Origin of the sequence: Nonomuraea aurantiaca, from assembly GCF_020215705.1 — a bacterium.
Lineage (GTDB): Bacteria > Actinomycetota > Actinomycetes > Streptosporangiales > Streptosporangiaceae > Nonomuraea > Nonomuraea aurantiaca.
On sequence record NZ_JAIWNB010000010.1, the window covers coordinates 288,678 to 302,193 of the forward strand.

The 13,516-nt window shown below is 70.7% G+C and carries 13 protein-coding genes; 7 read left to right on the top strand and 6 right to left on the bottom strand.

Going from position 1 to position 13,516, the window contains the following annotated elements; genetic code table 11:
* Positions 1 to 43: 43 nt before the first annotated feature.
* Positions 44 to 1,432, bottom strand: a complete 1,389-nt coding sequence (locus tag LDL49_RS24915) for an aminotransferase-like domain-containing protein (RefSeq protein WP_225293882.1) — start codon at positions 1,430 to 1,432, stop codon at positions 44 to 46.
* Between LDL49_RS24915 and LDL49_RS24920 the strand changes: the two genes are divergently transcribed.
* Positions 1,431 to 2,657 carry an aminotransferase class V-fold PLP-dependent enzyme gene (locus LDL49_RS24920; protein WP_225293884.1) on the top strand — a complete coding sequence of 409 codons (1,227 nt, stop codon included), beginning with the start codon at positions 1,431 to 1,433 and terminating at the stop codon, positions 2,655 to 2,657. The two genes, LDL49_RS24915 and LDL49_RS24920, sit on opposite strands and share 2 nt — an antisense overlap.
* Here the strand turns inward: LDL49_RS24920 and LDL49_RS24925 are convergent.
* Positions 2,654 to 4,072, bottom strand: a complete 1,419-nt coding sequence (locus LDL49_RS24925; protein ID WP_225293886.1) for an alkaline phosphatase PhoX — start codon at positions 4,070 to 4,072, stop codon at positions 2,654 to 2,656. The two genes, LDL49_RS24920 and LDL49_RS24925, sit on opposite strands and share 4 nt — an antisense overlap.
* Positions 4,073 to 4,270: 198 nt before the next feature.
* On the opposite strand from LDL49_RS24925, the gene coaA reads away from it, so the two are divergent.
* The gene (gene coaA / locus LDL49_RS24930; RefSeq protein WP_225293888.1) at positions 4,271 to 5,188 is read left to right on the top strand and encodes a type I pantothenate kinase; all 918 of its coding nucleotides are present in this window, start codon (positions 4,271 to 4,273) and stop codon (positions 5,186 to 5,188) included.
* Here the strand turns inward: coaA and LDL49_RS24935 are convergent.
* Positions 5,160 to 5,297 carry a hypothetical protein gene (locus LDL49_RS24935; RefSeq protein ID WP_225293890.1) on the bottom strand — a complete coding sequence of 46 codons (138 nt, stop codon included), beginning with the start codon at positions 5,295 to 5,297 and terminating at the stop codon, positions 5,160 to 5,162. The two genes, coaA and LDL49_RS24935, sit on opposite strands and share 29 nt — an antisense overlap.
* Before the next feature lie 45 nt (positions 5,298 to 5,342).
* Here LDL49_RS24935 and LDL49_RS24940 point away from each other — a divergent pair, with 45 nt between their 5' ends.
* The 5 genes from LDL49_RS24940 to LDL49_RS24960 are packed head-to-tail and all read left to right on the top strand — an operon-like array spanning position 5,343 to position 9,763.
* Positions 5,343 to 6,287 carry a DUF389 domain-containing protein gene (locus LDL49_RS24940; protein WP_225293891.1) on the top strand — a complete coding sequence of 315 codons (945 nt, stop codon included), beginning with the start codon at positions 5,343 to 5,345 and terminating at the stop codon, positions 6,285 to 6,287.
* 40 nt (positions 6,288 to 6,327) lie between these two features.
* A complete protein-coding gene (locus LDL49_RS24945) occupies positions 6,328 to 7,239 on the top strand; it encodes an ABC transporter ATP-binding protein (protein WP_225293893.1) in 912 nt (303 codons plus the stop codon).
* Positions 7,232 to 8,089: an ABC-2 transporter permease gene (locus tag LDL49_RS24950; protein WP_225293895.1), complete on the top strand. Its 858-nt coding sequence runs from the start codon at positions 7,232 to 7,234 to the stop codon at positions 8,087 to 8,089. The genes LDL49_RS24945 and LDL49_RS24950 overlap by 8 nt, the downstream gene beginning before the upstream one ends.
* Entirely contained in the window at positions 8,086 to 9,000 is a 915-nt protein-coding gene (locus tag LDL49_RS24955) for an ABC transporter ATP-binding protein (RefSeq protein ID WP_225293897.1), read from the top strand. The genes LDL49_RS24950 and LDL49_RS24955 overlap by 4 nt, the downstream gene beginning before the upstream one ends.
* A 46-nt stretch (positions 9,001 to 9,046) precedes the next feature.
* On the top strand, positions 9,047 to 9,763 hold the full coding sequence (locus tag LDL49_RS24960) for an ABC transporter permease subunit (RefSeq protein ID WP_225293899.1): 717 nt from the start codon (positions 9,047 to 9,049) through the stop codon (positions 9,761 to 9,763).
* A 21-nt stretch (positions 9,764 to 9,784) separates the two neighbouring features.
* Here the strand turns inward: LDL49_RS24960 and LDL49_RS24965 are convergent, their stop codons facing one another.
* From LDL49_RS24965 to LDL49_RS24975, 3 genes are read right to left on the bottom strand one after another with little or no spacing between them, the layout of a single operon-like run.
* A complete protein-coding gene (locus tag LDL49_RS24965) occupies positions 9,785 to 11,272 on the bottom strand; it encodes a class I adenylate-forming enzyme family protein (RefSeq protein WP_225293901.1) in 1,488 nt (495 codons plus the stop codon).
* 27 nt (positions 11,273 to 11,299) lie between these two features.
* Positions 11,300 to 12,403, bottom strand: a complete 1,104-nt coding sequence (locus LDL49_RS58460; protein ID WP_225293902.1) for a GNAT family N-acetyltransferase — start codon at positions 12,401 to 12,403, stop codon at positions 11,300 to 11,302.
* Positions 12,400 to 13,509 carry an ATP-grasp domain-containing protein gene (locus LDL49_RS24975; protein ID WP_225293904.1) on the bottom strand — a complete coding sequence of 370 codons (1,110 nt, stop codon included), beginning with the start codon at positions 13,507 to 13,509 and terminating at the stop codon, positions 12,400 to 12,402. The genes LDL49_RS58460 and LDL49_RS24975 overlap by 4 nt, the downstream gene beginning before the upstream one ends.
* Between the last annotated feature and the right edge of the window lie 7 nt (positions 13,510 to 13,516).

Below are 13,516 nucleotides of genomic sequence, written 5' to 3' on the forward strand. Positions count from 1 at the left end.
GGGGGTCTCAGCCAACGGACCAGCCGCCGTCGGGGAATCAGTCTCAGACGCGGGCCAGCCGCCGTACGCCCTCGACCAGCTCGGCGGCGTCCGCCGTCTCGGCGAAGCCGAGGCGCAGCCACGCGGCCGGCACTTCGGTGGCGAAGTAGCGGCTGCCCGCGCTGACCGCGACCCCGACCTGCCGGGCGGCGGCGGCCATCGCCGGGTCGCTCAGCCCGTCGGGCAGCCGCGCCCACAGATGCAGCCCGCCGGTCGGCTGCCGCGCGACGCTCCAGCCGGGCAGCTCGCGCGCGAGAGCGGCGGCCAGTGCCGCGCGCCGGTCGCGCAGGGCCGTGGCCAGCGTACGGAGGTGCCGTTCCCAGGCCGGCGAGCTGACCAGCTCCAGCGCGGCCTCCTGGAGCGGGCGGGAGACGAAGAGGTCGTCGACCAGGCGGACGTCCCGTAGCCGCGCCATCACCGGGCCGCGCGCCACCAGCGCCCCGATGCGCAGGCTCGGCGCGGCCGGCTTGGTGAGCGAGGTCAGGTAGACGACGGTTCCGTCACGGTCGTCGGCCACCAGCGGCGGCGGCACGGGCCCGCCGTGGCCCAGGTACCGGGCGAAGTCGTCCTCGATCACGAACGCGCCCGCCGCCCTGGCCACCTCGACGACCTGGCGGCGGCGCTCGGGCGTCAGCACCGCGCCGGTCGGATTGTGGTGGACCGGCTGGCAGTACAGCACCCGCGCGCGGGTCAGCTCGAACGCCTCGGCCAGCAGGTCCGGCCGCAGCCCGTCGGCGTCCATGGGCACCGGCACCGGGCTGAGCCCGGCCGCGCGGGCGGCGGCCATGGCGCCGGGATAGGTGGGCGACTCCACCAGGACCGGGTTGCCGGGTCCCGCGATGGCGCGGAAGGCCATCGACAGCGAGCTCTGCCCGCCCGCGGTGATCAGCACGTCGTCCGGTGTGATGCCGCCGCCCGCCATGGTGGCGAACACGGCCCGCAGCGGCGACAGGCCGATCGCGGGCGCCCGGTCCCAGGCATCGGGCCGGCGGGCCGCGCGGCCCAGCGCCGCGGCCAGTGCCCGCGTCGGCTGCAGCGATCGATGCAGGTAGCCGCCGTCCAGGGTGATCGTCCCTGCGGGCGGCGGGCCGAGCGCGTCGGTCAGCGAGCGGGTGTCCACGGCCCGGTCGGTGAGCGCGACCGTCTGCCAGGCGGTGTCGGCGACCTCGGTGCCCGCCCTGGCACGCGGCGCCACGAACGTGCCGCTGCCCGGACGGGTGATCACCGCGCCCTCGGCGGCCAGGGCGGCGATGGCCTGCGACACGGTGACGGGGCCCACCCGGTAGCGCTGGACCAGGTCGCGGCTGCTGGGCAGGCGGTCGCCCGGTGCCAGCCCCGACAGCAGGGCACGCAGCCGCACTGCCAGTTCCGACGAACTGCTACTATCCGACATGATACTTGATAATAGCGCTTTCGCCTCCGACTCGGGATCGCTACTGGACGTCGAGAGCCTCCGGGCCGACACCCCCGGGTGCGCGGAGGTCGTGCACTTCAACAACGCCGGATGCGGGCTGCTGGCCGCTCCGGTGCTGGCCACGATGCTCGACCATCTGCGACTGGAAGCCCAGATCGGTGGCTATGAGGCGGCGGCGGCCCGGGCCGTCCAGGTCCGCGCGTTCTATGCGGAGCTCGCGGCCCTGATCAACTGTGCTCCCGGAAACATCGCGTTCGCCGGTAGCGCCACTCACGCCTTCGCCACCGCCCTGTCCTCGATCCCGTTCGAGGCCGGCGACGTCATCCTGACCACCCGCAACGACTTCATCTCCAACCAGATCGCGTTCCTGTCCCTGCGCGAGCGCTTCGGCGTGCGCGTCGTGCACGCGCCGGACGCGCCGGAGGGCGGCGTGGACGTGGCGGCGATGGCCGCGCTCATGCGGGAGCACCGGCCCCGGCTGGTGAGCGCCACCCACATCCCCACCAACTCCGGGCTGGTCCAGCCGGTCGCCGAGATCGGCCGCCACTGCCGCGAGCTGGACCTGCTGTACATGGTCGACGCGTGCCAGTCGATCGGCCAGTACCCCATCGACGTGGCCGCGATCGGCTGCGACCTGCTCACCGCCACCTGCCGGAAGTTCCTGCGCGGCCCGCGTGGCTCCGGCTTCCTCTACGTGTCGGACCGGGTGCTGAAGGCGGGGTACGAGCCGCTGTTCATCGACATGCGCGGCGCCCGCTGGACCGGGCCGGACCGCTACCAGCCCGCCGAGTCCGCCGCGCGGTTCGAGGAGTGGGAGTTCCCGTACGCGACCGTGCTGGGCTGCGCGGCCGCCGCCCGCTACGCCCGCGAGGTCGGCGTCGAGGCCATCGCGCGCCGCTCGCCCGCGCTGGCCGCCGGGCTGCGCGTCCTGCTCGACGCCGTTCCAGGGGTACGCGTGCTCGAAAAGGGCCTCGAGCTGGGCGCCATCGTCACCTTCACCATCGAGGGGTGGCGTCCGGAACCGTTCAAGGCGGCCATGGACGCGAAGGGGATCAACTCGGCGCTCAGCTTCCGGGAGTTCGCGCAGTTCGACTTCGGCGACAAGGACGTCGACTGGTGCCTGCGCCTGTCACCGCACTACTACAACACCGACGAGGAGGTGGACCAGGTGGCCGCCGCGGTCGCGGAGCTGGCGGGCGGCTAGAACGAGCCCCGCTGCCAGGGTCCCCAGATGGCGAACGAGGTGCCCTCTTTGGACTGGACGTTGACGTACAGGGTGTGACCGCCGGGGCCGAAGGTGGAGCCCGCGAACTCCGCGCCAGGGTCGCCCGCCACCGGCTCCAGGCGGCAGAAGTCGAAGATCTGGCCCTGCTTGGTGAGGCCGCGCAGGAAGTTGTCGCCGTCGCCGTCCTCGCAGAGCACCAGCGTGCCTCGGGTGCTGGCCGTCACGTTGTCGGGCAGGTCCAGCACCGACGAGCGCGGCGACTCGTACACGAGCCGGAGCCGCCCGGTCCACGTCTCGTACGCCCACACCTGCCCGCGTCCCTTGCCGAACCCGGACGGCGGCGTGTCACCCTCGGCGGTGGCGCCGCCCTGGGTGGAGCAGAAGTACACGGTGCCCTGGTGGTAGATGGCCCCTTCGAGCCGGGAGAAGATCGCCGCGCCCGCGGCCCGCCCCTGCTTGCCCACGGCCTGGACGGCCTCGTCGTTCGACGGCTTGCCGGTGAAGGTGGGGTCGGGGTCGTCGATGGTCACCCATACCGTGTTGTACGTCGCGCCGGGCCGCTGCCCCTTGGACAGGTCCTTGCGCGGCGAGCCCTTGATCGCGAGCATCTGCAGCCGGCCGCCGTCGAGCAGCCGCCCGGCCTTGAGCGGGTGCTTGGGCGGCGTGTAGCGGTAGAAGCCGGAGGCGAACGCGAAGCAGTCCTCGGTCAGGTAGAGCGCCCCCGCCTGCGGGTCGAACGCGGCCGACTCGTGCGCGAACCGGCCGGCGGCCTTGATCGGCTTGCCGTTGGAGGTGCCCGACACCGGCACCTCGAAGATGTAGCCGTGCTTGCGGGTCAGCTTGCCGTTGTCGCCGCCGGAGAAGTCGTTGGCCACGTCGGGGCCGTTGACGGTCTCCTCGCAGCTCACCCAGGCGTTCCACGGCATAGGGCCGCCGGAGCAGTTCATCATCGTGCCGTTGAGCGACGGGGCGCTCTTGAGCACCTCGCCGTAGCGGGTGACGTGGAGGGTCGAGGTGCCGCCGCCGGCCGCCGGGTCGTAGGCCTTGTCCTTGTCGCCGAAGGCGCCGACCGCACCGCTGACCTCGTGGTTGCGCACGAGGATCGCGGTGTCGCGCGGCCCCCGGAACGCGGCCATCCCGTCGTGCCGGCCCGGCACGGTGGAGCCGTCGGAGTATTTGCTGCCCGCCGGGCTGAAGGAGCGGTATTTGAACCCGTCGGGCAGGTGCAGCCTGACCTTCCCGTCACGCGCGTCGCGCACCGCCTTCAGCGGCCCGTAGCCGGTCGCCCGCGTGACCCCGCCCCTGGCGCCCGCGCAGGCCACTCCGGCGAACGGCCCGGTGATCCCGGCCGCGGCGGCCAGGCCTGCTCTGGTCAGAAAGCGACGACGGTCCACAAGGCCTCCCGAAGGTCAGGTCTCCGAACAGTAGCCGCTGACAAATCGCCGCATGCCCGGTTTGGTGAGATCCCCGGCGCGAGGCGTCGCGCTACCCCAAACTGGTCATCGGTAATCCCATGTCTTTATCCACAGGCTGTGGATAGAGAGGGCCACCCGGTCGAGAGCGCGTGTGCCCGCCGTCGATACGCTGCCAACGTGAACAACGGCTACGTTGAACTGAGCAGGGAGCAGTGGAGCGAACTCCGCAAGAACACGCCCTTGACTCTCACCGAGGCAGAGCTGGAAGAGCTGCGTGGCGTCGACGATCCCATCGACCTCGCCGAGGTCACCGACATCTACCTCCCCCTGACCCGGCTGCTGAACCTCCACTTCACCGGGTCCAAACAACGCAGTAGCGTGCTGAGCGCGTTTCTCGGGCATCCCGGGCAGCGCGTGCCGTACATCCTGGGCATCGCGGGCAGTGTCGCGGTCGGGAAGTCGACGACGGCGCGGCTGCTGCACACGCTGCTGGCCCGCTGGCCCGAGCACCCGCACGTGGAGCTGCTCACCACCGACAGTTTCCTCTATCCCAACGCGGTGCTGGAGTCCGAGGGGATCATGCATCGCAAGGGCTTCCCCGAGAGCTACGACCGCAGGGCGCTGGTCAGGTTCGTCGCCGAGGTCAAGGCCGGGCTGCCGGAGGTGCAGGCCCCGGTCTACAGCCACCTCGAATACGACATCATCCCCGGCGCCAAACAAGTAGTGAAAAGTCCGGACATTTTGATCATCGAGGGGTTGAACGTGCTGCAGCCCGCTCCGCCCACGTCCCTGGCGGTCAACGACTACTTCGACTTCTCGATCTACGTCGACGCCAAGGTGGAGGACATCCGGGCCTGGTACGTCGACCGCTTCCACAAGCTCCGCCGCACCGCCTTCGAGGACCCCAAGTCCTACTTCAAGTACATCGCCGACCTCTCCGACGAGGAGGCGACGGAGTTCGCCGTCAACGTCTGGCGCGACATCAACGAGCGCAACCTGGTCGAGAACATCGCCCCCACCCGTGGCCGCGCCGGCCTGGTCATGCAGAAGGGCGCCGACCACTCCGTCAGGCGGGTACGGCTTCGCCGTACCTGAACACCTCCTCGAACAGGTAGGTCGCGAACCTGCCCGCGCACCCCTGATCGTCTATGTCGGCGAACCAGCAGTCCTCGCCGTCCTCGTGACACCTGAACGTCTGCCTCATGTGAGAGACCCTCGCGTACGGCGGTCAACGCCTCATCAACATCGAATGGACGAGAATGACCCGGTGCTACATCTTCGATTGATCACCCCGTCCACCCGTACGGAGGAGGTGACGGCCGTGCTCGACGAGTGCACGGGCGTCACCAACGTCGTCGTGCTGCCCGGCGCGGCCCGCGAGCCGCAGGGCGATCTGATCCTCTGCGACGTCGCGCGCGAGGCGGCCAACGAGGTGATCGACCGGCTCAAGTGGGTGCAGGACGAAGGCTCGATCGCCGTCGAGCAGGTGCACCTGGCCCTGTCCAAGGTCGCCGCGGACGCCGTCGAGGAGGCTCCCGGCGACCCCGACGACGCGGTCATCTGGGCGGAGCTCGCCCAGAGGGTGCGGGCCGAGTCGCGCATCACGTGGGCGTACCTGGCCTTCCTCGCGATCGCCACGCAGCTCGCGGGCATCGGCGTCCTGCAGAACTCACCCATCCTGATCGTCGGCGCGATGGTGCTCGGCCCCGAGTTCGGCGCCATCGCGGCCATCTGCTTCGGCCTGCTCCGCGGCCGGGGCCGGCTGATCGTCTCCTCGCTCAAGACCCTGGTCGTCGGGTTCGCGGTGGCGATCGCGATCACGTTCGCCTGCGCGCTGGTCTCGCGCTGGATGGGCTGGATCGACCTGAGCAACCTGCGGGTGAACGAGGAGGTCCAGTTCATCGTCAAGCCCGACCGCTGGTCCTTCATCGTGGCGCTGCTGGCGGGCGCCGCCGGGGTGCTGTCGATCACGGCGGGCAAGTCGTCCGCCCTGATCGGCGTCTTCATCTCGGTCACCACGGTCCCCGCCGCCGGCTACGTGGCCGTGGCACTGGCGCTCAGCGATTGGGGCGAGGTCGGCGGCTCAGTGGCGCAACTCGCGCTGAACATCGCCGGCATGATCATCTCAGGCACCGTCACCCTGGTGATCCAGCGGAAATTCTGGCCTCAAGTAGGACATCGTTCATCCGTGTGAACGAGGCCACACCCCGTGTCCGGCCGGTAGGGTCCGGATCATGCACATCCTCGCTACCGAGGGGCTGACCAAACGCTTCCCGACCGTCACGGCACTCGACCAGCTGACGGTCACCGTCGGATCCGGTGTCACCGGCCTGGTCGGGGCGAACGGCGCGGGCAAGTCGACGCTGATCAAGATCCTGCTGGGCCTGCTGCCCCCGACCGGGGGCGGCGCGCGGGTGCTCGATCTCGACGTGACCACGCAGGGCGCCGAGATCCGCAGGTTCGTGGGCTACATGCCCGAGCACGACTGCCTTCCCCCTGACGTGTCCGCCACCGAGCTGGTCGTCCACCTTGCCCAGATGTCCGGGTTGCCGCGTACGGCCGCCCGCGAGCGCGCCGCCGACGTGCTGCGCCACGTCGGCCTGGCCGAGGAGCGCTACCGCGCCATCGGCGGCTACTCCACCGGCATGAAGCAGCGGGTCAAGCTGGCCCAGGCGCTCGTGCACGACCCCAAACTGATCTTCCTGGACGAGCCGACCAACGGGCTCGACCCGCGCGGCCGGGACGAGATGCTGGCGCTGATCAGGCGCATCGGCACCGACTTCGGCATCAGCGTGCTCGTCACCTCGCACCTGCTCGGCGAGCTGGAGCGGATCTGCGACCACGTGATCGTCATCGACGGGGGCCGGCTGCTGCGCTCGTCCGCGATCGCCGGGTTCACCCAGGCCACGCAGACCGTCACGGTCGAGGTCGAGGAGGGCACGCAGCCGCTCGCCGAGCGGCTGTCCGAGCTCGGCCACGGCGCCGTCCAGCACGGCCGCCTGCTGCTGGTCAAGGTGACGGGCCCGGAGACGTTCGACGCGATCCGCGACGCGGCCGTCGATCTCGACCTCTGCCTGATCCGGCTGGAACAGGGCCGCCACCGCATCGAGGACGTCTTCAGGGAGGAGGTCGACGCGGGTGTCTGAGATCTATGACATCGGTTACCGCCATTACGACGGTCCGCGGCTCGGCCGCGGCTACTCGACGCGCGCGCTCACCGTCCACAGCCTGCGCGGCGTCTTCGGCCTCGGCCGTACGGCGCGCAGCAAGATCATCCCGTTCGCCCTGGGCGTCATCATGCTGCTGCCCGCGGTCGTGTCGATCGCGATGATGGCCCTGATGAGCCGGCGCGGCATGAGCTACAGCGGCTTCGCGGTCTATATGCAGACGGTCGTGGCCATCTTCCTGGCCGCGCAGGCGCCGACGGTCGTCGCGCCCGACCTGCGCTTCCGGGTGCTGCCGCTCTACCTGTCACGTCCGGTCACGATCGCCGAGTACGTGACCGCCAAGGTCATCGCCATGACCGCCGCGCTGTTCCTGCTGCTCGCCGTGCCGCTCACGGTGATCTACGTGGGCGAGCTGGTGATCGACATGGACGGGCCGCCGCAGACCAAGGAATACCTCGGGGCCCTGGTCATGGCGCTGGTGCTCGCACTCCTGCTGTCGTCGTTCGGCCTGGCCATCGCCTCGCTGACGCCCAGGCGGGGGCTCGGCGTCGCCTCCGTCATCGCCCTCTACCTGCTCACCTCGGCCTCCGTCCCGGTCATCTTCGGCACGCTGTACTCGACGGGCAACGAGTCGGGAGCCGCGTGGGCCTGGCTGCTGAACCCGTTCTGGCTGGTGGACGCCGTACAGGTGTGGCTGTTCGGCACCACGCCCAACGTTCCGGACGGCGGCTACCCGCCGGGGCCCGTCCCGGCGATCCTCGTGGTCGTGCTCATCGGGATCGGCCTGGCGGCGCTCGCGGCCCGCTATCGGAAGGCGGCCGCCCGATGAACATCGAGCTCGCACAGGTCTCTCGCTGGTACGGCAACGTGGTGGCGGTCAACGACGTCACGATGACGATCGGTCCCGGCGTCACCGGCCTGCTCGGCCCCAACGGCGCGGGCAAGTCGACGCTGCTGCACATGATGGCCGGGTTCCTGGCCCCCTCGGGCGGCACGGTGACGATGGACGGCACCAAGATCTGGAAAAACCACCACATCTATAAGAACATCGGCCTGGTTCCTGAACGGGAGGGTGTTTACGGGTTCCTCACCGGCTGGCAGTTCGTCCTGTCCGCCGCCCGGCTCCACGGTCTGCCCGATCCGGTCGAGGCCGCCCGCAAGGCGCTGGCCACGGTCGAGATGGAGGAGCCCAAGGACCGCCGCGTCGAGACCTATTCCAAGGGCATGCGCCAGCGGGTGAAGGTCGCCGCCGCGCTCGTCCACGACCCGCCGGTGCTGCTGCTCGACGAGCCGTTCAACGGCATGGACCCGCGCCAGCGGCTGCACCTGATGGATCTGATCCGCTCGATGGGCACGGCGGGCAAGACGATCCTGTTCAGCTCGCACATCCTGGAGGAGGTCGAGCGGGTCGCCCAGCAGATCGAGGTGCTGGTCGCGGGCCGGCACGCCGCCTCGGGCAACTTCCGCGAGATCCGCCGGCTGATGACCGACCGGCCGCACCTGTTCAGGATCCGGTCGAGCGACGACAGGAAGCTCGCCGCCGCCCTGATGCTCGACAGCTCGGCGGGCGGCGTCTCGCTCGGCGCGGGCGGGCTGGAGGTCCAGGCGGTCGAGTTCCGGCGCTTCGCGCGGCTGCTGCCGCGCGTCGCCCGCGCCGAAGGGATCCGCCTGCACGAGGTCTCCCCCGCCGACGAGGACCTGGAGAGCGTCTTCGCCTACCTGATCAACAGGAGCGCCTGATGAACCCGCGAAGATACCGGATCCCAGCGACCAATGGGGTGAGGCAATGAACTCAGTGGTCGCAGGCATTACTTACCGGGCGTTGCTGGGCAGGCGCAGGATCTTCCTTCTGCTTCTGCTGCCGCTGGCGCTGATCGGGCTGGCCGTCATGCTGCGGGTGTTCGGCGGCGATGACCCGCGCTCGGCCGAGCTGCTGATGGCCAAGTTCGCCATCGGCACGATGCTTCCGCTGCTCGGCCTCATCGCGGGCACCGGGGTGATCGCCCCGGAGATCGACGACGGCACGATCATCCACCTGATGTCCAAGCCGATCTCCCGGCCGGCCATCGCGCAGACGAAGTTCCTGGTGGCCGCCTCGCTGCTGGCGGTGTTCGCGGCGGTCCCGACGTACTTCGCGGCCTGGCTGCTGGTGGGCAACGAGGACGGTCTCGCGGCGGGCTTCGCGCTCGGCGCGCTGGTCGCGGGCATCGCCTACGCCGCAGTGTTCCTGCTGCTCGGCATCCTGACCCGCCACGCGGTCACGATCGGGATCATCTACGCGCTGTTGTGGGAGACGCTGGTCGGCTCGTTCGTGCCGGGGGCGCAGAAGTTCTCCATCCAGCAGTGGGCCCTGACGATCGCCGACCAGCTCTCCGGCACCCCGTTCCTGACGGCCAACGTGACGCTCGGCTTCGCCGTACCGGCGCTGATCATCGTAACGCTGGGCGCGGTGCTCTGGGCCGGACAGCGGCTGCGGGTCTTCACGCTGACGGGCGACGAATAGCCCTTCCATCATGGGCAGCGCTCACGGGCGGCCGATGGCCGCGCGCAGCGCCGCCCGGTCGAGCTTGCGCCTGCTGGATCGCGGGAAGTCCGGGAGCACCGCGATCCGGTCGGGCAGCGCGCCCGCGTCGACCAGCGCGGGCAGCCGGGCGCGTACCGCCGCCTCCTGGAAGCCGTCACCGGGCACCAGCGCGAGTACGACCTCCTCGTCCCCGGTGACCGGATCGGCCAGGCCGACGATGGCCGCGTCGGCCACGCCGGGCAGCGCGGCGATGGCCGGTTCGTACAGGCTCGGGTAGATGTTGAACCCATCGCGAAGGATCATGTCCTTCTTCCGGCCGAGCAGGACGAGACGGCCCTGTCCGTCCAGGCGGACCAGGTCACCGGTGGCCACCTCGTCGTGCGGCGGCTCGCCCAGGTAGCCGCGCGCCACGTGCGGGCCGCTGACGACCAGCTCCTGGTCCTCGGTGAACCGCACGCCGACTCCCGGCAGCGGCGCGCCGAGCAGGTCTCCCTCGGCGCAGGCCAGCTTCTCGGCCGCGCCGGCCAGCGCGATCGGCAGCGCCTCCGTCATCGCGTAGACGCTCAGCACCTCCGCACCGGGCGCGGCGGCGATCGCCTTCCGCAGTACGGCCGGGGGCGCGGGGGCCGAGCCGAGCAGCAGGTGACGCAGGCTGTCCGGCAGCCGTTCCACCCGGTCGACGAGCCCGGCCAGCTCGACGGGCACGCAGTACAGGTGGGTCACCCGGCGCTCGAAGATCAGCTTGGCCGGACCGGGCATCGACCAGGTGGCGCCGCCGATGAGGGCGGGCAGGCCGAGCATGAGGCCGTCGGTGTGGACGACGTCGCCGGGCTCGACGGGGAAGCGGTCCCTGAAGATCTCCAGCCCGGCGGCAAGGGACGCGCGGGTGTGGACGACGGCCCTGGGGTGCGCGGTGGTGCCGGAGGTGAAGATCACCGCCGCCGGATCGTCCACCTCACCCCGGCTCGCGTCGGTCGTCGGCATCGGGCCGCCCAGGCCGCGTAACCGTACCGCGGCTCTCGGCACGCCGGGCAGCCACCGGCCCGTGTAGGCGTGGCGTAGTTCCAGCTCCGGCAGCGGATCGCGGAGGCCGGGCAGGAGCACGCCCCGGCGCCTGGCCAGCGCGCGCAGCGGCGCGAACGACGTGACGGCGTACAGCAGCGACCCCGCCACCACCCAGCGCGGCCGGGCCAGCCGGAGCCGCGCGCGCAGGACCTCCGGCGCGAGACCGGGATCGGCCAGCACCAGCACCCCGCCCGCGGCGACCACGCCCAGCGCCACGGCGATCGCGTCCGGCGAGGGCTCGACGGCGTACAGCACACCGTCCCCGCGCTCAAGGCCCTCCGCCACCAGCCGGTCGCGGATGCGCAGCGCCCGCTCGCGCAGCCCGCCGAACGTCAGCTCCCGCCCGCGCGCCCCCACGATCGCCGTCGCCCGGGGCGTACGCTCGCAGGCGGCGAACACCTGAGCCAGCAGATCACTCCGCATGCCACTCCCCAAAAGCCCTCAAAGCCCTCAAAGCTCGTAACGCCGCATGATCGGCACCGCGATCCGGTCGAGCAGCCAGGCCAGCATCACCCAGCCCGTACGCCGCCGCCACGGCAGATGCCCGACATACACCGCCCGATACTCGATCTCCGGCACCGCCCCACGCAGCCGCTTGAACTCCCCCGCACCCGCACTGTCGTTGACCGCCAGCCCCTCGTCCACAGCGATCTGATAGACCAGCGCGCTCAACATCCGGTAGAGCCCGATCCCCTGCGGCAGCGCGGTGTCGTAGCCGAAGATCGGCGTGGTCAGCGTCCCGTCGCGGTGGAAGTAACCGAGCACCCCGTCGATCCGCCCATCCCTGGCCAGCGCCCAGTAGGTGATCGTCCCCGCCCGCATGGTCTCGCGGATGAACCGCTCGGTGAACTGCGGATTGTTCCGTGAGTACTTATCCAGATAAAGCAGGTCATAAAGCTCGACCACCCGAGCCGCGTCACCCTCGCCCGGCCGCACCACCTCATACCCCCTGCGCCCGACCAGCCGCAGATCGCGCCGCCACCGCTTGCGATACCGGGCCTCCTGCTCCCCCGGCCGCACCAGATAGACCCGCCGCCCCGGCACCATCACACAGCCGTCGATCCGCCGGTTCACCGAGCAGAACGCGACGGCGTGCCCGGGGAACCGCTCCCGCAGCAAGCGGATGGCGGCCTGCTCATGGGCGGGCTCGATGGCCGGATAGAGGTTCGTGGACAGCAGCCAGTTGTTGACCAGCACCACCCGGTCCAGCTCCGACCACCGGCACAGCGCGCCCAGCGCGGACAGCGCCGCCGCCAGCACCGCGCGGAGCACCCCGCTGCCGAGCACGCGCAGCTCTTCACCGGCATAGGTCACGTAGTGCGTGTACGGCGAGCACACCCACGCGTTCCCCTGTTCACCGTCATTGACCGACACCGGCAGCACCACGCGCCCGTCCACGAGCAGCACCCCGTAGGCCGTGGTCACATTGCCGACGAACGCCTCGGTCCCGTCCTCGATGAGCGGGATCAGGTAGTCACGCGCGTACGCGCCGTCCTCGGTGTCGGGCCAGGGCAACGCGCCCAGGGTGTCCTTCGTGTACAGCTCGGCCTTCACCGGCCGTCCCACTCGATGTCGTACGTCGAGCACTCGATCAGCGACCGCCGCGTCCACAACGAGCGGATCCAGTTCTCCCCCAGGACCTCGAACTGCGCCAGGAACGGCCCCCGGTCCCCCTTCACCGCGATCACGTCCTCAGCGGCCGACACCACGCTCGCCCACCGGTGCAACTCCGGCCAGGACCGTACTCCCGCCAGGCCGAAGCCCAGCATCGCCAGCCCGATCATCGCCCGCGCGCCCGGCGCGGGCCGCAGCGGCCGCTCGGGTACGTCACCGAGCAGCACCCCGGCCAGCTTGTCGCCCAGCAGATGGACCCCGCTGGTGGCCCGCGGGTTGCACTCCAGCGGCAACACCCGGTCGCCCACCATGAAGTCGAAGGCGATCTGCCCGCTGAACCCGCCCCGCGCCACGAACTCCGTCACCCACGCGTCCACCTCGGCCTGCTCCACCGGCTCGAAACTCACGCAAGCCCCAGAAGCCGTGAACTCCACCGCGTAGGCGGCATGAGCCACCAATCGCCCCTTCACGGCCACGGAGTAGGTGCAGATCTGCTGCCCGCCGAGCAACTCCTGAGCCACCCAGGGCCCCTCACCCGGCCTTAACCCAATATTTCCGCGAACAACCCGCACCTTCGTACCAAAGCGCGAAAAAACCGGCTTCAGGATGAACGGGCGCCGGATCCCGGCCAGGTCAGCCTGCGACGTCACCAGCACCGTCTCGGGCACGGGCAGCCCGAACCCCTTCGCCAGCTGGACGAACTCCCACTTGCTGTGCAACGCCCGCAGCGTCCCGAGCGGCTCGGCCAGCACCTCGCAGGGCAGCCGCTTCCGCCCCCGCGCCACCCAGAAGATCTCCTCGCAGGTGGGCACGACCAGCCGCACGCCCTCCAGCTTGACGATGTCGGCCAGCGCGTCGGCGAACGCCTCGGGGGCCCGGTTGGGCGGCGGCACCCGATGGCTCACCGCCACGGCCGAGGACCGCGCGCAGAGCTGCGCCCGCGAGCTCTCGGCCACCACGACCCGCGCACCCGACCTGGCGAACTTCCTGGCCAGGTCCAGCGCCACGGGCGCCCGCCCACCGGTGATCAGCACAGTCACGCTCACCAGCCGC

Coding starts and splice junctions, on each gene's coding strand:
- LDL49_RS24920 (WP_225293884.1), top strand. CDS start 1,431: ATGATACTTGATAATAGCGCTTTCGCCTCCGACTCGGGATCGCTACTG.
- LDL49_RS24915 (WP_225293882.1), bottom strand. CDS start 1,432: ATGTCGGATAGTAGCAGTTCGTCGGAACTGGCAGTGCGGCTGCGTGCC.
- LDL49_RS24935 (WP_225293890.1), bottom strand. CDS start 5,297: ATGAGGCAGACGTTCAGGTGTCACGAGGACGGCGAGGACTGCTGGTTC.
- LDL49_RS24940 (WP_225293891.1), top strand. CDS start 5,343: ATGGACGAGAATGACCCGGTGCTACATCTTCGATTGATCACCCCGTCC.
- LDL49_RS24945 (WP_225293893.1), top strand. CDS start 6,328: ATGCACATCCTCGCTACCGAGGGGCTGACCAAACGCTTCCCGACCGTC.
- LDL49_RS24955 (WP_225293897.1), top strand. CDS start 8,086: ATGAACATCGAGCTCGCACAGGTCTCTCGCTGGTACGGCAACGTGGTG.
- LDL49_RS24960 (WP_225293899.1), top strand. CDS start 9,047: ATGAACTCAGTGGTCGCAGGCATTACTTACCGGGCGTTGCTGGGCAGG.
- LDL49_RS24965 (WP_225293901.1), bottom strand. CDS start 11,272: ATGCGGAGTGATCTGCTGGCTCAGGTGTTCGCCGCCTGCGAGCGTACG.